Raw genomic sequence first — 20,254 nt, 5'->3', positions numbered from 1 at the left:
GGCGGGCGCCGACCTCGCCGCCCGCCGGAACGCGCGGCGCGGCGCGGGCGGCTAGGCGGCGCCTTCGCGGTGTTTTGCCCTGCCCAGGCGGCGCGAGTACATGACGAAGCCAGCACCGCCCAGGGCAAGTGCCCCTGCAGCGAGCGAAAGGACCCAGGGGTCCTCGCCGTTACCGGTCTCCGCAAGTTCTGTAGGGGCGCTCGTGTTTTTCGGTGTGCCAGGGTCGATCATCAGTCCGCCACCGTCTCGGTCGTCCAACGGAGGCGCGGGACTCGTGGGCGGCTGTTTGGTCGGGGGCGTGGTGGTTCCGAGGACGGTGAAGGTCTGCGCGACATCGCTGCCGGCGAAGATCTGATCGTCAACGGAACACATCCAGGGCATTCGGTATTTTCCGGGAGGAGCGGCTTTTGACAGCGTCACTTCGGTATCGAATTCGCCAGTGGCCTCATCGAATGCGACGGTGCTGAAGCTCGGGCCATCGTAGGTTCCCGCGCTGTTGTCCAGCGAGAGCCAAACATCGGTGGGTCCGTGTCCCCAGATTTTGCATTGCCCGGTGACGCGTACTTTCTCGCCGGGGTATGCCTGCATGGGAGTGACGGTCAGGTGGCCGATGACTTCTTCCTCGGGGAGCTCTTCCTCCGCGGGTTCTGCTTCGGTCTGCGGGGTGGCGTCGCCCGGCCCCGGTGCGGTTGCCGGGGTTGTTTGCGGGGCTTCCGCGTGGGGTGCGGGTGCGCCGTCCTCGGCAAGTGCGGGCGTGCCGAACGGCAGGGTCAGGGCGGCGATCCCGCTGACCGCGAGCGTCGACAGGGCGATGCACACCTGCGGCAGGGGGCGCTTGAAACTCGAACTCGGCATGTGCCAAGGTTAGCGAGGATTACCGATAGGCGGTAACAGGTAAGGGGAAATAATGCGATCTCTGCGAAGAACCGCGGGTCCGCTGCTTGCGGCGGCCGCGATGACCACGACCCTGCTGGTCGTCCCGATCTCCTCCGCGGGCGCCGCCGAGGGCGACTCCGCCGGCGACTGGTTCACCACCGAGACGCGACTCGGCCGCTCCCTCCCGGGCGAAGTCCCCGAGGGTTCCCTTCGGAGCCGGACCGTCGCGCTCGATGCGAACGCGGCCGTCAACGCGGTCGTGACCGCGCAGTCGCTCGCGTCCGCGGAGCCCGGCGCGCGCACGATCGTTCCGAAGGCGGGCGATCTGAAGCTCACGCTCTTCGACGAGCAGCAGCTGACGATCGATGTCACCGAGGTCGCGGTCACCCTCGACGCCGAGGGGATTGATTCGCGGCCCACCGTGGAAGTGATGGGCACCCACACGGAAGACGGTGGCACGACGGCGTCCGCCGCGTTCACCTTCGTCTCCGACGAGGCGGGCAACTACTCCCTGGTCGGCGGGATCGACCGCGGCACCGAGCCGCGCGTCACGATCGAACAGCAGGCGACCGGCGTCGCACGAATCGACGAGATCGACGAGACCATCAGTGATCACGTAGAGCGGGCCGATGACGCGCTGGTGCCCGATGGTGTCGTGCCGTCCACCGAGAACCCCGCGACAGAACCCGAACCCGAGTCCGTCCCTGAGCCGGACCCGGCGGCCGCGATCCCGCAGGTCGACCTGGTAGTCGGGTACGTGAAATCGATGGGGTCCAAGACGGTGACTGCGATCAAGCAGCGGGTCACCGAGACGAATACGGCCCTCGCGACGTCGAAGGCCAACGTGCGCCTCAACCTGGTTTCGGTCATCCCCGTAAGCCACACCCAAAATGCGAAAGACATGAAGACTGACCTGTACCGGCTGCAAGCAGGCACGGATAGCCTCGCCCTGCTGAAGAACCAGCGCGAAGCGCTCGGCGCAGACCTGGCCGCACTCGTCGTTCCCAAGCTGGTAGGAGGCTATTGCGGTTGGGCATGGAGACCCAGTGCAGGCGGCGCCTCCGAGTATGCGTTCAGCGTCTCTTCCTTCGACACGCGGTGCGGCTCGCACACCTTCGCCCACGAACTCGGTCACAACCTTGGCGGAAACCACGACCGCGCACACGCCACGATCGACAACATCCCGTTCTCGTACAGCTACGGGTTCCAGGTCCAGGGCAAGGCCCGCGACATCATGGCGTACGACTGCGACAATACGTACTGCCCAACCAAGATGCAGTTCTCCAACCCGAACGTCGATTTCATCGGCTACAAAGGGCTGAAATCCGGGGCGGCGAACGCGAACAACGCCCGGAGCTTCACCGCCATGGCTCCGACTATTTCGAAGTATCGCGCCCGCACCGCATACGCTCGGCTCTCGGGCGGGGACCGGTACGCGACCGCGGTCGCGATCTCCAAGCACGGCTACCCCGACGCATCGAAAGTGTCGACCCTCGTCGTTGCGACCGGCGGAGAGTTCCCCGACGCGCTGTCCGCGGCTCCGCTCGCCGCCAAGGTCGGCGGACCGCTCCTGCTGACCGCTCCGACGGCCCTCTCGGCGGCGACGAAGTCCGAGATTCAACGGTTGAAGCCCTCGAAGATCATCATCGCCGGCGGCACCGGGGCGGTTTCTGCCGCCGTCGAGACGTCGTTGAAGGGGCTCGTGACCTCCGGTGGATCGGTCGTGCGTCTCTCGGGGGCCGACCGGTATGCGACCTCGCTCGCGATCGCGAAGTACGGTTTCGCGGCGACCGGTTCCGCGTTCATCGCGACGGGTGCCGACTACCCGGATGCGCTCTCGGCCGGCGCTGCCGCGGGCAAACTGGGTGCTCCGGTCGTGCTCGTGCCGGGCACAGCGGCTGCCGCGTCGGCCGAGGCGAAGAGCTATCTCACTGCTGCTGCCGTGAAGAACGTCTACATCTCGGGCGGGACCGCGATCGTATCCTCCGGAATCCAATCGAGCGTTGCGTCCGGCCGGACGGTGAAGCGGTATGCGGGATCGGATCGGTACAACACGTCGGTGCTGATCGCGAATGATCACCACACGAAGGGCGGGCGCATGTACTTGGCGTCCGGTCTCGATTTCCCGGACGCGCTCGCAGGTGCTGCGGTTGCGGGTCGGAACAAGGCCCCGCTGATCCTGTCGGGAAAGACCTGCGTGCTGGGAAGCATCACCTCTGTGCAGGCGACGATCAAGCCGACCAGCGTGTATCTGCTGGGTGGGGCCGCGCTGCTCGCTGAGGCGATCCGCCAGGGTCAGACCTGCTGATCAGTGCTGAGTAGCGGGTGGGCCCTGGTCATTCCTTCGCGGCGGCCAGGGCCCCCCCCCGTTCTCTAAGACGCTTCCGCTCCCGCGGTTTCACCCTGCTCGCGCACGCAGCGGGCGGCGGGGCCGTCGGGCATCGAGAGGTCCGCGGTCGCGTTGAAGCGGTGCAGGCCGTCGCGCATCACCTCGAGCTCCTCCAGGGTCCAGCCCCGGAACCGCTCGTGGTACCCGTGCGCCCAGCGGTCGCGCAGTCCATCGAGCAGTTCGACGGCGTTCGCGCTCGGAGTGAGGAGCACGACGCGGCGATCCTCGGGTGCGGGCTCCGCGTCGATCATGTCGAGCTCGCGGAGCTTCGAGACCTGACGGCTGACCATCGCCTTGTCCATGTCGAGCATCTGCGCGATCCGGGTGGCCGTGATCGGACCCTTCTTCACGATCAGCTGCAGCACGATCATGCCGACGCCCTTGAGCTCCGGGTGCACCTCCTCGGCGAACCGGGCCCAGCGGGTGCGGGCGTAGGCGAACACCTCCGAGAACTCGGCGATGATCTCGGCGATGCGGCTGTCGAGCACACCGCCGTCGATGCCGCCGGGCGCGACGCCCCCCGGGGTCGCGCCGTCGCCGGCGACCTCGTCCGCATCCCGCTGATCCTGCATGATTCGAGCCTAACGTCCGGTTGCTGCGAGGTCCGCGTGCTCGGCCTCGTCCGCGGCGTTCTTCGCAGCCAGCTCGGAGCGCTGCTGGGCGGCGCTCTTGCTGCTCAGAGGCAGGTTCGGCAGGAGCATGATCGCGACGATCGCGACGATGGCGATGGGGGAGGCGGCGAGGAACACGTCGCCGATGCCGTGGCCGTACGCGGCCTCGACCACGGTGCGGATCGGGCCGGGCAGCTCGGCGACCTTGGGGATCGTGCCGCCGGCGAGCTTGTCGGCTCCGGCCAGCGCGGCGGGATCGGTCTTCGCGAGCGCGGCGAGGCCGTCCTTCACGAAGTCGACGATCTGGTGCGAGAGCATGGCGCCGAGCGCCGACATTCCGGCGGTGCCGCCGATGGTGCGGAAGAAGGTGACGGCCGAGCTCGAGACGCCGATCTGGTCGGGCGAGACGGTGTTCTGCACGACGAGCACGAGGTTCTGCATGCACATGCCGACGCCGGCGCCGAGCACGAACATCGAGACACCCACGTACCAGAGCGAGGTGTCGTAGCGCAGCTGTCCGAGCAGGAGCAGGCCGGCGAGCAGGAGGAAGGATCCCGCCACCATGTAGCGCTTCCACTTGCCGGTGCGCGAGATGATCTGGCCGACGAGCGTCGACGCGATGAGCAGGCCGGCCATCATCGGGATGGTGAGCAGGCCCGACTCGGTCGGGGTCTTGCCGCGGGCGAGCTGCATGTACTGGCCGAGGAACACCGAGGTGCCGAACATGGCCAGGCCCACGGCGAGGCTCGCGATGACGGCCATGGTGAAGGTGCGGTTCTTGAACAGGCCGAGCGGGATCAGGGGCTCCTCGACCTTGAGCTCGACGATCACGGCCGCGATGAGCAGCGCGATGCCACCGCCGACCATGAGCGCGGTCTGCCACGACCACCAGTCGAACTGGGTGCCGCCGAGCGTGACCCAGATGAGGAGGCTCGCGAAGCCGATCGAGATGAGCGACGCGCCGAGGTAGTCGATCTTGACCTTGCGGCGGGCGGTGTGGAGGTGCAGGGTGCGCTGCAGCACGATGATCGCGACGACGGCGATGGGGACGGCGACGGTGAAGTTCCAGCGCCAGCCGATCGAGTCGGTGATCGCGCCGCCGAGGAGCGGCCCGCCGACGGTCGAGACGGCCATGATCGCGCCCATGATGCCCATGTACTTGCCGCGCTCGCGCGGGCTGATGATCTCGGCGAGCACGATCTGGCCGAGCGCGCCGAGGCCGCCGGCGCCGAGACCCTGCAGTACGCGGAACGCGATGAGCCAGCCCGGGCCCTCGGCGGTGCCGGCGAGGGCGGAGCCGAGGGTGAAGATGATCAGCGACGCCTGCAGCAGCACCTTCTTGCTGGTGAGGTCGGCGAGCTTCCCCCAGATCGGCGTCGAGATGGCGCTCGCGAGCATGGTGGCGGTGACCACCCAGGTGAATGCCGCCTGGTCGCCGCCGAGGTCGGCGATGATGATCGGCATCGAGGTGCCGACCACCGTCATCGAGAGCATCGAGACGGCCATGCTGAGGAACAGGCCGGTGAGGGCCCAGGCCTTGGCGCGGCCGTGCAGGACCTCGTCGTTCGCGGAGGCGCCCCGGGCGGGGGCGGTGGGCGTGGAGCGTGCTGCCGTGCTGGACATCTGGAGTGCTGGGATCCTGTTCTACTGATCGGTTCGTGCGGTGCGCGTGCGCGGCGCCCGGCGGCGTCGCCGAACGGGGCGTCGCGCGGCCCCGCCGGCACGGAGGGTCGGATCGGACCCGCGTGCGGGGTCGCAAATCGTTGACGGAATGCAACTATATGCGATTCGTTGTCTCCCGTCAACCATTGTTGGTGGCGCGCGGCGCGTCGCCGCCTGGCAAAATGGATCGGGTGAGCAGCATCGAAGAGATCGGCAGCATCCGCATCGGCGTCATCGGCGGTGGGCAGCTCGCCCGCATGATGGTGCCGCCCGCGATCCACCTCGGCCTGCGCATCAGCGTGCTCGCCGAGAACGAGGGATCGAGCGCGGAGCGCGCCGCCGACCGGGTCGGCGACTACCGCGACCCCGAGACGGTGACCTCCTTCGCCGAGACCGTCGACGTGATCACCTTCGATCACGAGCACGTGCCCGGCGAGATCCTGCGGGAGCTCGAGGCCCGCGGCGTCGCAGTGCACCCGCGCCCCGACGCGCTCCAGTTCGCCCAGGACAAGATCCTCATGCGGCAGAAGCTCGGCGAGCTCGGCGTCCCCGTGCCCGCCTGGGCCGCGGTCGCCGACGAGGCCGCGCTGCAGGGGTTCATCGACGCCCGCGGCGGCCGCGCCGTCGTCAAGACCGCCCGCGGCGGCTACGACGGCAAGGGCGTCCGCGTCGTCTCGCACGCGAGTGAGGTGCGCGACTGGTTCGCCGCCCTCGCGGAAGACGGGCGCGGTGGGCAGCTGCTCGTCGAAGAACTGGTCGACTTCACCCGCGAGCTGTCGCAGCTCGTCGCCCGCAGGCCCTCCGGCGAGACCCGCGCGTGGCCCGTCGTCGAGACGATCCAGCGCGACGGCGTCTGCGCCGAGGTGCTCGCGCCGGCCCCCGTCGCCGACCCGGCGACCCTCGACGAGGCCGCCCGCATCGGCGTCACGGTCGCCGAGGGCGTCGGCGTCACCGGCGTGCTCGCCGTCGAGATGTTCGAGACCCGTGACGGCCGTGTGCTCGTCAACGAGCTCGCGATGCGCCCTCACAACTCCGGGCACTTCTCGATCGAGGGATCCGTCACGAGCCAGTTCGAGCAGCACCTGCGCGCCGTCGCCGACCTGCCCCTCGGCGATACCTCGATGACCCGGCCCGCCGCCGTCATGGTGAACGTGCTCGGCGGCCCCGCCGAGGGCCCCATGCCGGTCCGCTACGCCGAGGTGCTCGCCGCGCACCCCGCGGCCAAGATCCACAGCTACGACAAGCAGCCGCGCCCCGGCCGCAAGGTCGGCCACGTCACCGTCACCGGCGACGACCTCGCCGCCGTGCGCGCCGAAGCGGTCGCGGCCGCGCGCATGTTCGACTAAGGATCGGCCGCGCGAACCGGGCGCTCCGGCGGACGAGGAGCCGCCGACTCGGGCTAGGCCCGGGGGCCGTGCCCGTCGTACGCGAACGAGACCGCGCGTCCGCCGAAGCTCAGCACGCTGCCGAGCAGCACGCGCACGCGCGTGCCCGGTTCGAGGCGACGGGCGGGCTGCCCGGGCTCGCGCACCGCGCTCCCGTTCGTGGAGTGCAGATCGGTGACCCAGACCTCGTCGTCGATGACCTCGAGCAGGGCGTGGGTGCGCGACAGCACCCGATCGGGATCCGAGAGCAGCACCAGCTGCGCGTGCTCGGGCGCTCCGGCCCCGGAGGGTCTGCGCCCGAGTACGTTGCTGCGATGCAGCCGGAACGCGGTCCCGTCGCGGTCGACGAGGTTCCAGTCGGTGAGGAGCGCCCCGCGGGGGACGACGATGGTCAGCTCCAGGTCGTCATCGTCGAGCGCGAGCTCGGAGACCGGGCGCGGTACTGGTGCTGCGGGCGCTGCCGGCGCCGGTGCGTGTGCGGGGGCCGAGGGCGCCGCGGGCACCGTGGTCGGCTCGATCGCGGTCTCGACGGCGGGCGGCGCGGGCGGGGGTTGGGGCGTCGGAACGGACGTGCGAGGTGCCGGTTCGGGCTCCGCCACGGGAACGGGCGCAGCTTCTGGCACGGGCGTTGGCGCAGGCACCGGCACCGGGGCCTCCGCGCGTTCGGGAGCGGCCGCGGCGGCACCCTTCCGCGGTGCCGGGCCGAGCACGACCGAGATGGGCGGCCCGGGCAGCACGAGCGGCACGGTGCTGTCGGCCGGTTCGCTGAACCGCGGCGGGGGAACCGGGCGCAGGCGGGGATCCTGAGGAACGGGCGCGCCGGGCGGCGCGGGTTCTGCTGCGCTCATCCGGTCTCCCTCGATCCGCCGGCCCGAGGGGCGGCTCCGCTCGTCGCCCGCCGCGCGGGCGCCCTCAGCATAGGCAGCCGCGCGAGCGAACCGCAAACGGCCCGGGCGGCCACACCCGATGCTGGGAGTTCCATATGTCTCTCGCGTGAGCTCGCTGGAAGCGCGGCTTTCTGAGCCTCAGTTGAGAAACCGGTCGCGACGATCGCAGCATGAGCACCAGTACCGCATCGCGCGGCATCGCCGCAGGGCCGGATCCCGATCCGGCGCACGACCCGGGACGTCGCGCCCGACGCCGCGACCGCTGGCGTCTCGGCGCGGTGAGCCTGGTCTGGGCCGTCTCGCTGCTCGTCGCGGCGCTCTGGGTGCGGGGCGGCGGCCTCCAGGCGATCGCCGCAGCCTTCTCGGGGGCTCCGGCCGACGCCCTCGACTCGCTCGGCCGTCTGACCGGACTCGTCGCGGCCGAACTCCTGCTGCTGCAGGTGCTGCTGCTCGCCGGGGTCCCGCTCTTCGAGCGCGGCTTCGGTCGGGACGGCATGATCCGGGCGCATCGGATCGTGGGCATGTGGTCGTTCGGGCTGCTCTCAGCCCACATCGTGCTCCTCGTGATCGGCTACGGGATCGCGTCGGGCGAGAACCCCCTCCTGCAGCTGTGGGATTTCACGTGGAACTACGCGGGCATGCTGCTCGCCGTCGCCGGCACCCTGCTCATCGTGCTCGTCGGTCTCACCTCTGCCCGACGCGCCCGGCGCCGTCTGCGCTACGAATCGTGGCACCTGCTCCACCTCTACGCGTACCTCGGGGTGGGCCTCGCGATCCCGCACATGATCTGGACCGGCGGCGACTTCGCCGGCGATGCGCTCACGAGCACCGTGTGGTGGACGCTCTGGGGAGCGACCGCGGCCGCGGTGCTCTGGTTCCGGGCGCTGCGTCCGCTCGCGCGATCCCTCCGGCACCGCGTCGCAGTCGATCGCGTCGAGGCCGACGGGCTGCGCGGCGTACGGGTCGTGATGCGCGGCCGGCGTCTCGACCGGCTGGGGGCGGCCGCGGGGCAGTTCCTGGTGTGGCGGTTCCTCGACGGACCGGGCTGGACCCGGGGGCATCCGTTCTCGCTGGCGGAGGCGCCGACCGCGGACCGTCTCGTGATCTCGGCCCAGCTCGTCGGCGACGGTACCGCGCGCCTCACCCGCCTCGCCCCGGGCGTGCCGGTCCTGTTCGAAGGCCCATTCGGCGCCATGACCGGCGAGCAGCGCCGCGGCCAGCACCTGCTGATGCTCGGAGCTGGTTTCGGGGTCGCGCCCCTCGTTGCGCTGCTGCAGTCCGAGCGGTACGCGCCGGGCGAGGCCACGCTCGTGACCCGCGACCACGAACCGGGGGCCGCCTCCTCGCGGGCCGCGATCGCCGAGCTGGTCCGCCGCCGCGGGGTGCGCCACATCGAGATGAACGGCGCGCGCACCCGTGTCGGGTCGACCTGGCTGCCGGCCACGCACGCGGCCTGGAACGGACCGGAGCTGCTCCGCTACATCGCGGAGGATCTGGACCGCACCGACGTCTACCTGTGCGGACCGGATGCGTGGGCCGACGCCGTCGCCGACGACCTGCGCGCCGTGGGCGTGCGCCGTGAACGCCTGCACCGCGAATCGTTCTCGACCGGAGGAGCCTGAGGAGGCCCGCTCATGAAGAAGATCTGGATCGCCCTGATGGCCACCGTCAGCGGACTGGTGCTGCTGTTCAGCTACCGGACCTCGCTCGGCGAGGCTGTATCGGCTTCGGCTGCGGTGCAGCCGAAGCCCTCGAGCACGACGAGCGGATCCGCTTCGGGATCGACCTCGGGTTCGGCTTCGGGATCGAGTGCCCCGGCGACGACGAGCCCGGTGCCGAGCACGGCCGCGAGCGGCCTCGCGACCGGCACGTACCTCGGTGACGCGGTGTCGACCCGCTACGGCGATGTGCAGGTGCGGATCACCGTGTCGGGCGGCGTGATCTCGGCGGTCGACGTGCCGCAGTACCCGAATGGCGGCGGCCGGGACCAGATGATCAACTCGCAGGCGATCCCCCAGCTCGTCTCGGAGACGATCGGCAAGACCACCGCGAACGTCGACCTGGTGTCGGGCGCGACGTACACGAGCGACGGGTACGAGCAGTCCCTGCAGTCCGCGATCGATCGGGCGCGCGCATGAGCGGAGCGGCCGGGGCGCGGGCGCGGGCGCGGGCGCCGGAGCCCACGGGGACGCGGCGCCCGCGCACCGCGATGACGGCCGAGGCCATGGGCACGGTGCTGAGCGTGCACGTGCTGCCGCGCACGCACGCGGGCGCGGATGCCGCGGTCTCCCGGGCCTGCGCGGCGTTCCTCGAGCGGGTGCGCGCCGACGAGCGGAAGTTCTCGACCTTCATCGCCGACTCGACGGTCTCCCGGATTCGGCGCGGGGAGCTCCTCATCGACGCCGACGCCGAGGTCGCCGAGGTCGCGGCCGCGTGCGCGCGGATCGGGTCGCGCAGCGGCGGGCGGTTCTCGGCGCAGTGGCGGGGCGGCTTCGATCCGACCGGATACGTGAAGGGCTGGTCGGTCGAGCGCGCGGCGGCGGCCTGCCTGGCCCCGCTGCTCGACGCGGACGTCGACGCGGTCGCGGTGAACGCGGGCGGCGACGTGCGCGTGTTCACCGCGGAGCGTTCCGACTGGGTCTGGAGCATCGGGATCGCCGATCCGCTCGACCGGGGAGCGGTGCTCGCCCGGGTCGGCCTGCGCAATGGCGCGGTGGCCTCATCGGGGCGGGCCGAGCGCGGCGGGCACCTCGTCGATCCGCGCAGCGGGCGCACCGCCGAGGCGGTCGGGGCCTCGGTCGTGGCCGCGGACCTTGCCGTCGCCGATGCCTGGGCGACGGTCGCCGCGGTGTCGGGCTGCGCGGACCTGAGCTGGATCGGTGCCGCGCCCGAGACGAACGGACTCGTCGTCGGGGCCGACGGGCGGGTGCGCCGCTGGTCGGCGGGCGTCGAGATCGGTGCCTCGGACGCGGATGCGCTCGCGCTCATCGGGACCGGGCGCGCGCATCCTGATCGCCGCTGACCCGCGGCATGGCGAGCTCGCCGGAACCGACGGCCAGCCGGGTCATTCCGGAACGGCGGGCAGGTCGAGGCGCATCACCGTGCCGTCGGGGCCGGTGCGTTCGACGCCCACGCGCCCGCCCAGCCGCTCCGCGGCCTCGCGCACGAGGGCGAGGCCGAGCCCGAACCCGCGCCTCCGACCGGTCTCCGAGCCGCGCGAGAAGCGCTCGAAGACGCGGTCGCGGGTCGCCGGATCGATGCCGGGCCCGGTGTCGGCGACCCGGAGCACGGCCGTGCGGCGCCCTGAGCGGTCCTGCTCGGCGGCGACGGTGACGGTGACGGTGCTTCCGCTCGGGGCGTGCTGGATCGCGTTGTCGACGAGCGCCACGCAGAGCCGGGCGAGCGTGGCCTCGGCGAGGGGCACGCGGAGCACGCCGTCGTGCGGGGCGCGCAGCGCGATCCCCGCCTCGGCGGCGAGCGGGGCCAGGAGCTCGCAGGCGGACGTCGCGGCGGCGCCCGGATCGCAGGTGCCGGGCGGGGCGGAGCTGGTCTCGGCGAGAAGCAGCAGGTCGTTTAGCGTGTCGCTCAGCACGGCCGCGTCGCTGCGGAGCCGATCCATCGTGGGGCCGAGCGGTTCGCCGCGGTCGTGGCGCCGTTCGAGGATCTGCACCCGGCTCGACAGCGCGGTGAGCGGGGTGCGCAGCTCGTGCCCGGCGTCCGAGACGAAGCGGCGCTGGAGCTCGATCGCCTCCGCCATCGGCCGCAGCGCGGCGCGTGCGGCGAACCAGGCGATGAGTGCGAGCAGCAGCACGCCGATCGCGCTGAGCGCGAGCAGCCAGGGCAGGACGAAGTCGACGTCGACGACGACGTGATCCCCGTTCGGGATCCCGGCCGGGCCGCCCGAGCCGGCGGGCTCGCCGGGACCCCGCCCGGCGAGGTCGTCGAGGCGCTGCGATCGCGAGACGATCAGTACGACCAGGATCGCGGTGCCCGCGGCGAGCGCGAGGATCGAGGCGGCGCCGACCCAGAGCCCGATCCGGAGCGCGGCCCGCCGTTCGGCCGTCCGCTCGCGGCCGGTCACGGAGCCCCCACCCGGTAGCCCGCGCCGCGCACGGTCTCGACGATGCCCGGGGTCGACTTGCGTCGCAGGTAGGACACGTAGGTGTCGACGGAGCCCGGCGTCTCGTTGGGGGAGAACACCGCGTCGAGGATCTCGGCGCGGGAGAACACGTGGTCGGGGCTCTCGGACAGCAGGTCGAGCAGGGCGTTCTCGGTCTCGGTGAGCGCGATGCGGAGCCCGGTCGGCGAGTAGAGCGCGCGGGATCCGGGGGTGAAGCCCCACTCGCCGATGTCGCGCCGCTGTCCGCTCGGGTGGAAGCCGCGGCGCAGCGCGCGCAGGCGGGCGAGGAGTTCCTCGAAGTCGAACGGTTTGACGAGGTAGTCGTTGGCTCCGGCGTCGAGCCCGGAGACCCGTTCGGCGGTGCTCCCCGCAGCGGTGAGCATGAGGATCGGCGTGGCGATGTGGGCGGTGCGGATCGCCTCGACGAGCTCGACGCCGTCGAGGCCGGGCAGCCGGCGGTCGATCACCATGACCTCGTAGCGGCGTCCGAGCGCGCGGTCGCGCGCCGCGGTGCCGTCGGCGGCGAGGTCGACGTCGTAGACCTCCGAGAGCACCTCGACGGTCATCTCGGCGATCTCGGAATCGTCCTCGACGTAGAGCAGCGGCGGTCGGTCGGCCACGGCACCCCCTCTCCGCCGGCCCCGACGGCCGGCTTCCCTCTCGGTGATCGCTACGATAGGCGACATGACTGGTGAGCGCGTGCAGCCCCTGGTCGGCGTCATCATGGGCTCCGACTCCGACTACTCCGTGATGGCGGACGCCGTGGCCGTGCTGCGCGAGTTCGGCATCGCGCACGAGGTCGAGGTGGTCAGCGCGCATCGCACGCCCGACAAGATGGTCGAGTACGCTCGATCCGCCGCGGGGCGCGGTCTGCGCGCCATCATCGCGGGCGCCGGCGGTGCCGCGCACCTGCCCGGCATGGTGGCCTCGATGACCACGCTGCCCGTGATCGGCGTCCCTGTGCCGCTCGCCAAGCTCGACGGGCTCGACTCGCTGCTCTCGATCGTGCAGATGCCCGGCGGGATCCCGGTCGCCACCGTCAGCATCGGCGGCGCCAAGAACGCGGGCCTGCTCGCCGCGCGCATCCTCGGCGCGAGCGATCCCGCGGTGGCGGCGCGGCTCGACGCCTATGCGGCGGACCTCGAAGCGCAGGTGGAGCAGAAGAACACCGCGCTGCGGGCGCGCGTCGCCGCCGAAGCCGCGGCTCCGGCCGCCGAGTAGCGGTCTCGGCGCGTGACCGCGTCGGACCCCCGGGTTCCGGGCGACAGCCGGGTCGCGAAGCGCGCCCTCGTCGCGCTGTTCGGCGCGGGCTTCGCGACCTTCGCGCAGCTGTACGCCCCGCAGGGCGTGCTGACCGAGCTGGCGCACGAGTTCCGCAGCGACACGGGCGCCGTCTCGTGGGTGATCGGCGCCGCCACGCTCGGCGTCGCGGTGGGGGTCGTTCCCTGGGCGAGGATCTCCGACCGGATCGGTCGCGTGGCCGCGATGCGCTGGTCGCTGCTCGTCGCGCTCGGAATCGGCCTGCTGGTCCCGTTCATGCCGACGCTCCCCGCGCTCGTCGCGGTCCGCTTCCTCGAGGGGCTCGCGCTCGCGGGACTGCCCGCGCTGGCCGTCACCGCGCTGGCCGAGATCGTGACGCCCGCGGCGCTCGGCGCCGCCGTCGGCAGCTACGTCGCCGGCACCACCATCGGCGGGCTCGCCGGTCGCGTCATCTCGGGTCTCGTCGGCGACGCCTTCGGCTGGGGGTGGGGCGTCGCCGCGGTCGCCCTCTGCTCGGTCGCCTCAGCGGCGCTGTTCCTCGCGCTGATCCCGGCGACCCGCATCCCGCCTGGGCCCCCGCTGCCGCTCGGCCGCGCGTTCCTCGCCAATCTCCGCAACCCGGGCGTCCGGGTCCTCATCGCGCAGGGCTTCCTCCTGATGGGCGGCTTCGTCGCCGTCTACAACGTCCTCGGCTTCCGATTGCAGGAGGCCCCGTTCGGGCTGAGCACGGCCCAGGTGTCCTGGCTCTTCCTGGCCTACCTGGCCGGTGCGGTCGCCTCGCGCCAGGTGTGGGCGGTCATCGCGCGAACGCACCGCGGGCGGAGCCGGGGGCCGCTCGCCGGCCTCGAATCACCCGTGCGAGTGCAGCTCGGGTGCATCGCGCTCATGCTCCTCGGACTCGGCCTCATGCTGCTCCTGTGGCTCCCCGCCGTGGTCCTCGGACTCGTGCTGTTCACCGGAGCGTTCTTCGGCGCCCACACCATCGCGAGCGGTCTGATCGGTCGACGTGCCGACACCGGGCGCAGTCTCGCGCCGTCGCTCTACAACCTCGGCTACTACATCGGCTCGGCACTGCTCGGCGGCCTCGGCGGCCTCGTGTTCGCGCACTGGGGCTGGGGCGCCGCCGTCGCGCTGGTCGCGGTCTCCGCGCTCACCGCGGCGGCCGCCGCCGTCGGGCACGCGCGGAGCGCGCACCGCTGACGGTGACGCGCCGGGTCAGATGTTGGCGTGGATCTCCCACAGGTGCCAGGCGGTGCTGGCCCACGAGTACGAACGGGACTGATCCTCGGCGAGCACCGAGAGCCGGGAGCGCTCGGCGTCGTCGCGCATGATCCGGGAGAGCTCACCGGCGAATGCCGTGGCATCCTCCGCGCCGATCCCGCCCTCGAAGGCGAGCTCCGCCGCGACGGCGCTGCCGCCGTGCAGCGCGGGAACCCCCGCGGACAGTGCGGCGAGCAGCTCGTAGCCGGTGCCGATGCCCGCCTGGGGCAGCGCGAGCAGCTCGGCGCCCGAGAGCACGGCTCCGATGTCTTCGAGCTCGCGGGGGCGGACCACCGTGACGCGGTGTTGCAGCTCGGTCGGGATCGCGGCAGTGAGCTTCGGGTCCGCACCCTCGGCGTTCTGCGGATCGCCGGGCGCGGGGAAGCTGCCGCTGAGCACGACGAGCGCCGGGATCGACGGGTCGGCGCGCATCGCGTCGAGGATCCAGTCGAGCCGACCGAATTCGCCGGGCGCCGCGGTCGTGACCACGTAGGTCGAGGGGAGCTCCAGCTCGACGCGGCGTTCGGCGGCGTCGGAGGGGCGCATGATCCGGGTGGGGGCTGCGAGCGGCAGCACCTGGACCGCCAGTTCGGGCCCGAAGTGCTCCTGCAGCGCGCTCGCGGTCGCGTGGGTCGAGGTGACGATCACGTCGGCGAGGCGCACCGCGCGGCGCACGAAGGAGCGGAAGAGGCGGGCCTGGGTCGTGCCCATCAGCTCGGGAGCCTGCCAGGCGATGCCGTGGGGGATCGCGACCGAGGTCTGGGTGCCGTCGCCGTCGTCGCGGCTGCGCAGCGGGACCATCGGGGTCAGGGCGTGCACGAACTCGCCGTCGAGGGGCCGGGCCGAGGCGCCAGACTGCCACAGCACGGGCAGCATGCCCGCCTTCAGGGGCAGGGTCTCGACGCGGGCGCGCGGCGATTCCAGAGCGGGTGTCTCCGTGCCCTTGGCGATCAGCAGCCGGGCGCTGCACCCGCGGGGAGCCGCGACGGCGACCGCTTCCGTGAGGTCCTGCGCGGCTGCGGCCTGCAGTGCGCTGTCCCACCCGGGAAAGGGCTCGCCGATCAGCGTGAGCGTCCCCACCTAACCCCTCCGTCCCCGCCAAGCTGTGAATCGCCCGACAGGTTTGATTCTACGGAATCGGTTGCTGTGCGCAGGCCCGGAGCGCGCTGAAGCGTCACCGAATCGTAACCCTGCGGTGTCACCGCCCTTCGGGAGGCGCGGCCGACGGCGGAGGAGCTCCTTTCGGAGGTTCCGGAGCGCGTCGCAGGTTCTCTCCCGGCAGCGGCCCTACCCTAGACGCTATGCGTGTACTTCTCACCGGCGGTGCCGGCTACATCGGCTCGCACACCGCGCTCGTGCTCCTCGAGCGCGGGCACGAGGTCATCGTGGTCGACGACTTCTCGAACAGCAGCCCCGAGGCGGTGCGTCGGGTCGAGGCGCTGAGCGGGCGGAGCATCCCCGTGATCGAGGTCGACCTCGCCGAGCGCGAGGCCGCCCGTGCCGCGCTCGACGGCGTCGAGTTCGACGCCGTCATCCACTTCGCCGGGCTGAAGGCGGTCGGCGAGTCGGTCGCGCAGCCCACCCGCTACTACCGGGTGAACCTCGACTCGACGCTCACCGTGCTCGACCTCATGCGCGAGCGCGGAGTGGCCAAGTTCGTGTTCAGCTCGTCGGCGACGGTCTACGGCGAGCCCCAGCGCGTGCCGATCGATGAGGCGCACCCCGCCGGGGTCGGCGTGACCAACCCCTACGGCTGGACGAAGGCGATGATCGAGCAGATCGTCCGCGACACCCAGGTCGCCTGGCCCGAGCTCGAGGCCGTGCTGCTGCGCTACTTCAACCCCGTCGGCGCGCATCCCTCCGGCCGCATCGGCGAGGACCCCAGCGGGATCCCCAACAACCTCATGCCGTTCATCGCGCAGGTGGCGGTGGGCAAGCGCGAGCGGCTCAGCGTGTTCGGCGGCGACTACCCGACTCCCGACGGCACCGGCGTGCGCGACTACATCCACGTGATGGACCTGGCCGAGGGCCACGTCTCCGCGCTCGAGCACATCGCCGCCGGGGTCACCGCGTACAACCTCGGCTCCGGCACCGGATCCAGCGTGCTCGAGGTCGTCCGCGCCTTCGAGGAAGCCTCCGGCCGCCCCGTGCCCTACGACCTGGTCCCGGCGCGCTCCGGGGACGTCGCCGAAGTGGTCGCCGACCCCGCGAAGGCGAACACCGAGCTCGGCTGGCGCACCACCCGCTCCCTCGCGGAGGCCTGCCGCGACGCGTGGGCCTGGCAGTCGAGCAACCCCGGCGGGTACTCCGGATGAGCTCGATCGAGCTCGAGCGGCCGATCCGCAACCCCGATCTCGATTCGCCCCCGCTGATGACCAAGCGGGCGAGGTGGCTCGTGCTGCTCGGCTTCGTCCTGCCCGGCAGCGCGCAGCTGCTCGCGGGCAACCGCAAGCTCGGCCGCTTCGGAATCACCGCGACGGTCGTGCTGATCCTCGCCGGCGTCCTCACCGTGGTCGGCCTGCTCGCGGCGCGCGCCGACACGCTCACGCTGTTCACGAACAGCTGGTTCCTCTTCGTCCTGACCTGGCTGCTCGTCCTCTACGCGATCCTCTGGCTCGTGCTCGGCTTCGACACGCTGCGGCTCACCAAGCTGGTGCGGGTGAAGCCGAACTGGCGCGTGCCCATCGCGGTGATCTCGGTGCTGCTGACCATCGTGCCGGCCTTCGGCGCGGCCTGGGCGGCGACCACCGTCGCCTCGACCCGCGGCCTGCTCGACGACCTCTTCGCGGGGGCGCCCGCGGTCGAGCCCGTCAAGGGCCGCTACAACTTCCTGCTGCTCGGCACCGATGCCGGCGCCGACCGCGAGGGGCTGCGCCCCGACAGCATCTCGGTCGTGAGCGTGGACGCGAAGACCGGCCAGTCGACCATCATCGGCGTGCCGCGCGAGCTTGCGAACGTGCCCTTCTCGAAGGGCTCGCCGATGGCGAAGATGCACCCGAACGGCTTCGGCGTCGGCCCCAACGAGTTCGGCGAGTGGGGCGGCTGCCAGGTGGGCCGCTGCATCTTGAACGGCGTCTACGCCGAGGCGGAGCTGTTCTATCCGGAGCTCTACCCGAACGCGAAGAAACAGCACTCCTCGCCCGGCATCGAAGCGACCAAGGAGGCCGTCGAGGGCGCGACCGGCCTCGATATCCAGTTCTACGTGCTCGTCAACATGGACGCGTTCTCGCAGCTGATCGATGCGCTCGGCGGCATCGAGATCGATGTGAAGGAGCGGCTGCCCATCGGCGGCGATCAATACCAGAACGGTGTCGACGGCTGGATCGAGCCGGGCAAGCAGCACATGAACGGCTACACGGCCCAGTGGTACGCGCGTTCGCGCTACGGATCTGCGGCGGGCGACTACTCGCGCATGGAGCGGCAGCGCGAGCTGCAGGCCGCGATCCTCGCGCAGATGAATCCGACCAACGTGCTGGCGCGGTTCCAGGACATCGCGACCGCGGGCAAGCAGCTCGTCGAGACCGACATCCCGAGCTCGATGCTGGGCCGGTTCGTGGACCTTGCGGGCAAGTCCCGGGAGTTCCCGCCCGTCAACGTCGAGCTCGTGCCGCCCGCGGTGGATCCCGAGAACCCGGACTTCGCCACGATCCAGCAGCTGGTGGATCAGGGCATCGTCAAGGCGACTCCGAAGAAAGAAGGCAAGTAGTGAGCGGGGGAGCCGCCACGGGGCCTTCTGCCGGCTCGGGAACTGGCGCGGGCTCGGCGGGCGCCTCCGGCGCGCTGCGGGTGACCGCGGTGCTCGTCGCGTGGAATCGCCGGGAGCTGCTGCGCGAGGCGCTGGAAGCGCTCGCGGCGCAGACCCGTCCGGTCGATCGTCTCGTGGTGGTCGACAACGCTTCGGACGACGGTTCCGACGCGGTCGCGGCCGAACTGCTGGCCGCGTGGGGGGATCGGGCCCGCCTGATCCGGCTGACCGAGAACACGGGCGGCGCCGGTGGCTTCGCGGTGGGGATCGCGGCGGCGGTCGCCGATCCCGCGACCGACTGGGTGTGGGTCATGGACGATGACACGGTGCCCGGCCCCGACGCGCTCTCGGGTGCGCTCGCGACGTTCGAGCGCTATCGCGCGAGCGGGCAGGACGATCTCGCAGTGATGGGCTCGCGTGTGGTCTGGACCGACGGCGCGGACCACCCGATGAACACGCCGAAGGCAAAGATCCGTGCGTCGCGCGCGGAGCGCGAGCGGGCGGCCTCCGTCGGTGCGATGGAGATCCGGTCGATCTCGTTCGTGTCGGCGTTCCTGCGCGCCGCGCGGGTGCGCGAGCTGGGACTGCCCATCGCCGACTACTTCCTGTGGAACGACGACTTCGAGTACTCGGCCCGCCTGCTGCGCGGGGCGCGAGGTCTGTTCGTGCCCGACTCCGTGGTCACCCACAAGACGGCGAAGCGCGGGTCGAGCGACGCGGATCCCGGCCCCCGCTTCTTCTTCGAGGTGCGCAACAAGCTCTGGGTGTTCCGGCTCTCGAAGGCGCTCTACTGCTGGGAGAACGCGCTCTACATCGCGGCCACCGCCCGGCGCTGGGTGCGCACGTTCCGCGCCTCGCAGGACCGATCCGTGCTGCGCGACGGCCTCCGCCGCGGCTGGCGCGACGGCTGGCGCACCTGCCCCCGCGCGTCCACCGAGGTCCTCGCGACCGCGGGCGTGCCCGACGACGTCATGGACCAGGTCCGGCTGCTCGAGCGGTAGGAGCGCCTGCGTCGGTCCGGCGTTCCCTGTTCTTCCAGGCGTCCTCAGATCTCGATCATCTCTTCCCGAAGGAGATTCGGGTTCAGAAGGAGGATTCCACGTGAAACATCCTTCTGAACCCGGATCTCCTTCCGAAGCCAACGGCACCCACCAACACCACCCCACCGCCCTACAGTAGAAACATGACCCAGGCCGACTTCTCGCTGCTGCTGCCCGTCTACGCGGGGGACGACGCCGGGTTCCTGCGCCTCGCCTTCGAGAGCAGCGTCGACCGGCAGACCCTGCGCCCGGCCGAGGCGGTGCTCGTGCAGGACGGCCCCGTGCCCGACGCGCTCGCGCAGGAGATCACCCGGATCGAGCGCGAGAGCCCGATCCCGGTCTCGGTAGTGCGTCTCGAGCAGAACCGGGGTCTCACCGAGGCGCTGAACGCCGGCCTGGCGCGGGCGACGCATCCGGTGATCGCGCGCATGGACGCCGACGATGTCTCAGTGCCCGAGCGGTTCGCGCGCCAGTGGGCGCTCATCGAGCAGGGGTACGACCTGGTCGGCACGGGCATGGTCGAGTTCGAGCACGACCCGGAGACGACCGGTGCGCTGAGGGTCCCGCCGACCGGGCCGGAGCGGATCCGCGAGCACGCGCGCACGCACAACCCCTTCAACCACCCGACGATGATGTACCGGGCGGACGCCATCGCGAAGATCGGCGGCTACGAGCCGTTCGGCAAGATGGAGGACTACTGGCTGGGCATCCGGCTCATCGCCTCCGGCGCGAAGGTCGAGAACCTCGCCGAGCCCCTGCTCAAGTATCGCGTCGGCGCCGGCTCGTTCCAGCGCCGCGGCGGCTGGACGGAGGCGAAGACGGAGGCGCGGCTGCAGCGGGCGATGCTGCGCATGGGGTTCGTCTCGCGCGGCCAATACCTGCGCAACGTGGTCGTGAAGGGCGCGTACCGCCTGCTCCCCGCGGGCGTCAAGAAGGTGCTGTTCCGCCGCTTCGTGGGCGGGGGGCTCCCCGGCGATCGCGCCCGGTAGCCGACCGCGGGCGGCTCGCGGTACTGTCGG

General features: G+C 71.5%; 18 protein-coding genes. 11 read left to right on the top strand and 7 right to left on the bottom strand.

Features of this window, described 5'->3' with window-relative positions; all coding sequences use genetic code 11:
* Window positions 1-51 precede the first annotated feature (51 nt).
* On the bottom strand, window positions 52-855 hold the full coding sequence (locus XM48_RS17885) for a hypothetical protein (RefSeq protein ID WP_156174992.1): 804 nt from the start codon (window positions 853-855) through the stop codon (window positions 52-54).
* Window positions 856-955: 100 nt separating this feature from the next.
* On the opposite strand from XM48_RS17885, the gene XM48_RS16970 reads away from it, so the two are divergent.
* Window positions 956-3,184 (top strand): cell wall-binding repeat-containing protein, encoded by a 2,229-nt coding sequence (locus XM48_RS16970; RefSeq protein ID WP_197074181.1) that lies wholly within the window; start codon window positions 956-958, stop codon window positions 3,182-3,184.
* Between the two features lie 65 nt (window positions 3,185-3,249).
* Here the strand turns inward: XM48_RS16970 and XM48_RS09145 are convergent, their stop codons facing one another.
* Complete coding sequence (locus tag XM48_RS09145; protein WP_084821087.1) at window positions 3,250-3,837, bottom strand: MarR family winged helix-turn-helix transcriptional regulator; 588 nt, start codon at window positions 3,835-3,837, stop codon at window positions 3,250-3,252.
* Between the two features lie 9 nt (window positions 3,838-3,846).
* The gene (locus XM48_RS09140; protein WP_084821086.1) at window positions 3,847-5,499 is read right to left on the bottom strand and encodes a DHA2 family efflux MFS transporter permease subunit; all 1,653 of its coding nucleotides are present in this window, start codon (window positions 5,497-5,499) and stop codon (window positions 3,847-3,849) included.
* Between the two features lie 221 nt (window positions 5,500-5,720).
* Between XM48_RS09140 and XM48_RS09135 the strand changes: the two genes are divergently transcribed.
* Window positions 5,721-6,884 (top strand): 5-(carboxyamino)imidazole ribonucleotide synthase, encoded by a 1,164-nt coding sequence (locus XM48_RS09135; protein ID WP_046455492.1) that lies wholly within the window; start codon window positions 5,721-5,723, stop codon window positions 6,882-6,884.
* A gap of 53 nt (window positions 6,885-6,937) precedes the next feature.
* On the opposite strand, the gene XM48_RS16965 is transcribed toward XM48_RS09135, so the two are convergent.
* The gene (locus XM48_RS16965) at window positions 6,938-7,771 is read right to left on the bottom strand and encodes an FHA domain-containing protein (protein ID WP_052961412.1); all 834 of its coding nucleotides are present in this window, start codon (window positions 7,769-7,771) and stop codon (window positions 6,938-6,940) included.
* 209 nt (window positions 7,772-7,980) lie between these two features.
* On the opposite strand from XM48_RS16965, the gene XM48_RS09125 reads away from it, so the two are divergent.
* The 3 genes from XM48_RS09125 to XM48_RS09115 are packed head-to-tail and all read left to right on the top strand — an operon-like array spanning window position 7,981 to window position 10,832.
* Window positions 7,981-9,432 carry a ferric reductase-like transmembrane domain-containing protein gene (locus XM48_RS09125; RefSeq protein ID WP_046455491.1) on the top strand — a complete coding sequence of 484 codons (1,452 nt, stop codon included), beginning with the start codon at window positions 7,981-7,983 and terminating at the stop codon, window positions 9,430-9,432.
* Window positions 9,433-9,444: 12 nt separating this feature from the next.
* Complete coding sequence (locus XM48_RS09120) at window positions 9,445-9,948, top strand: FMN-binding protein (RefSeq protein ID WP_046455490.1); 504 nt, start codon at window positions 9,445-9,447, stop codon at window positions 9,946-9,948.
* On the top strand, window positions 9,945-10,832 hold the full coding sequence (locus XM48_RS09115; RefSeq protein WP_084821085.1) for an FAD:protein FMN transferase: 888 nt from the start codon (window positions 9,945-9,947) through the stop codon (window positions 10,830-10,832). Before XM48_RS09120 ends, XM48_RS09115 begins: the two co-directional genes overlap by 4 nt.
* 42 nt (window positions 10,833-10,874) lie before the next feature.
* On the opposite strand, the gene XM48_RS09110 is transcribed toward XM48_RS09115, so the two are convergent.
* Both XM48_RS09110 and XM48_RS09105 read right to left on the bottom strand, forming a co-directional pair.
* Entirely contained in the window at window positions 10,875-11,891 is a 1,017-nt protein-coding gene (locus XM48_RS09110; protein ID WP_046455488.1) for a HAMP domain-containing sensor histidine kinase, read from the bottom strand.
* Entirely contained in the window at window positions 11,888-12,550 is a 663-nt protein-coding gene (locus tag XM48_RS09105; protein WP_046455487.1) for a response regulator transcription factor, read from the bottom strand. The genes XM48_RS09110 and XM48_RS09105 overlap by 4 nt, the downstream gene beginning before the upstream one ends.
* A 64-nt stretch (window positions 12,551-12,614) precedes the next feature.
* Between XM48_RS09105 and purE the strand changes: the two genes are divergently transcribed.
* Window positions 12,615-13,151: a 5-(carboxyamino)imidazole ribonucleotide mutase gene (purE, locus tag XM48_RS09100; RefSeq protein ID WP_046455486.1), complete on the top strand. Its 537-nt coding sequence runs from the start codon at window positions 12,615-12,617 to the stop codon at window positions 13,149-13,151.
* A gap of 12 nt (window positions 13,152-13,163) precedes the next feature.
* A complete protein-coding gene (locus XM48_RS09095) occupies window positions 13,164-14,390 on the top strand; it encodes an MFS transporter (protein WP_046455485.1) in 1,227 nt (408 codons plus the stop codon).
* A gap of 15 nt (window positions 14,391-14,405) precedes the next feature.
* Here the strand turns inward: XM48_RS09095 and XM48_RS09090 are convergent, their stop codons facing one another.
* Window positions 14,406-15,530, bottom strand: coding sequence for a glycosyltransferase (locus XM48_RS09090; RefSeq protein ID WP_046455484.1), 1,125 nt, complete (start codon window positions 15,528-15,530; stop codon window positions 14,406-14,408).
* A 221-nt stretch (window positions 15,531-15,751) separates the two neighbouring features.
* Here XM48_RS09090 and galE point away from each other — a divergent pair, with 221 nt between their 5' ends.
* From galE to XM48_RS09070, 4 genes are all read left to right on the top strand, one after another.
* Entirely contained in the window at window positions 15,752-16,765 is a 1,014-nt protein-coding gene (gene galE / locus XM48_RS09085) for a UDP-glucose 4-epimerase GalE (protein WP_046455483.1), read from the top strand.
* The gene (locus XM48_RS09080; RefSeq protein ID WP_197074180.1) at window positions 16,762-18,156 is read left to right on the top strand and encodes an LCP family protein; all 1,395 of its coding nucleotides are present in this window, start codon (window positions 16,762-16,764) and stop codon (window positions 18,154-18,156) included. The genes galE and XM48_RS09080 overlap by 4 nt, the downstream gene beginning before the upstream one ends.
* A 74-nt stretch (window positions 18,157-18,230) precedes the next feature.
* Entirely contained in the window at window positions 18,231-19,196 is a 966-nt protein-coding gene (locus XM48_RS09075) for a glycosyltransferase (protein WP_046455505.1), read from the top strand.
* A 182-nt stretch (window positions 19,197-19,378) separates the two neighbouring features.
* Window positions 19,379-20,224, top strand: a complete 846-nt coding sequence (locus tag XM48_RS09070; protein ID WP_046455482.1) for a glycosyltransferase — start codon at window positions 19,379-19,381, stop codon at window positions 20,222-20,224.
* Window positions 20,225-20,254: the final 30 nt, after the last annotated feature.

Source organism: Leucobacter sp. Ag1 (genome assembly GCF_000980875.1).
Taxonomy (GTDB): Bacteria; Actinomycetota; Actinomycetes; order Actinomycetales; family Microbacteriaceae; genus Leucobacter; species Leucobacter iarius.
Note: the sequence above shows the minus strand (reverse complement) of the source record. Positions and strands in the feature narration are given on the sequence as shown.

Excerpts from the sequence above, each read along its gene's own strand:
- XM48_RS17885 (WP_156174992.1), bottom strand. The coding sequence starts at position 855 with ATGCCGAGTTCGAGTTTCAAGCGCCCCCTGCCGCAGGTGTGCATCGCC.
- XM48_RS09115 (WP_084821085.1), top strand. The coding sequence starts at position 9,945 with ATGAGCGGAGCGGCCGGGGCGCGGGCGCGGGCGCGGGCGCCGGAGCCC.
- XM48_RS16970 (WP_197074181.1), top strand. The coding sequence starts at position 956 with ATGACCACGACCCTGCTGGTCGTCCCGATCTCCTCCGCGGGCGCCGCC.
- galE (WP_046455483.1), top strand. The coding sequence starts at position 15,752 with ATGCGTGTACTTCTCACCGGCGGTGCCGGCTACATCGGCTCGCACACC.
- XM48_RS09135 (WP_046455492.1), top strand. The coding sequence starts at position 5,721 with ATGGATCGGGTGAGCAGCATCGAAGAGATCGGCAGCATCCGCATCGGC.
- XM48_RS09140 (WP_084821086.1), bottom strand. The coding sequence starts at position 5,499 with ATGTCCAGCACGGCAGCACGCTCCACGCCCACCGCCCCCGCCCGGGGC.
- purE (WP_046455486.1), top strand. The coding sequence starts at position 12,615 with ATGACTGGTGAGCGCGTGCAGCCCCTGGTCGGCGTCATCATGGGCTCC.
- XM48_RS16965 (WP_052961412.1), bottom strand. The coding sequence starts at position 7,771 with ATGAGCGCAGCAGAACCCGCGCCGCCCGGCGCGCCCGTTCCTCAGGAT.
- XM48_RS09080 (WP_197074180.1), top strand. The coding sequence starts at position 16,762 with ATGAGCTCGATCGAGCTCGAGCGGCCGATCCGCAACCCCGATCTCGAT.
- XM48_RS09145 (WP_084821087.1), bottom strand. The coding sequence starts at position 3,837 with ATGCAGGATCAGCGGGATGCGGACGAGGTCGCCGGCGACGGCGCGACC.
- XM48_RS09125 (WP_046455491.1), top strand. The coding sequence starts at position 7,981 with ATGAGCACCAGTACCGCATCGCGCGGCATCGCCGCAGGGCCGGATCCC.
- XM48_RS09070 (WP_046455482.1), top strand. The coding sequence starts at position 19,379 with ATGACCCAGGCCGACTTCTCGCTGCTGCTGCCCGTCTACGCGGGGGAC.
- XM48_RS09120 (WP_046455490.1), top strand. The coding sequence starts at position 9,445 with ATGAAGAAGATCTGGATCGCCCTGATGGCCACCGTCAGCGGACTGGTG.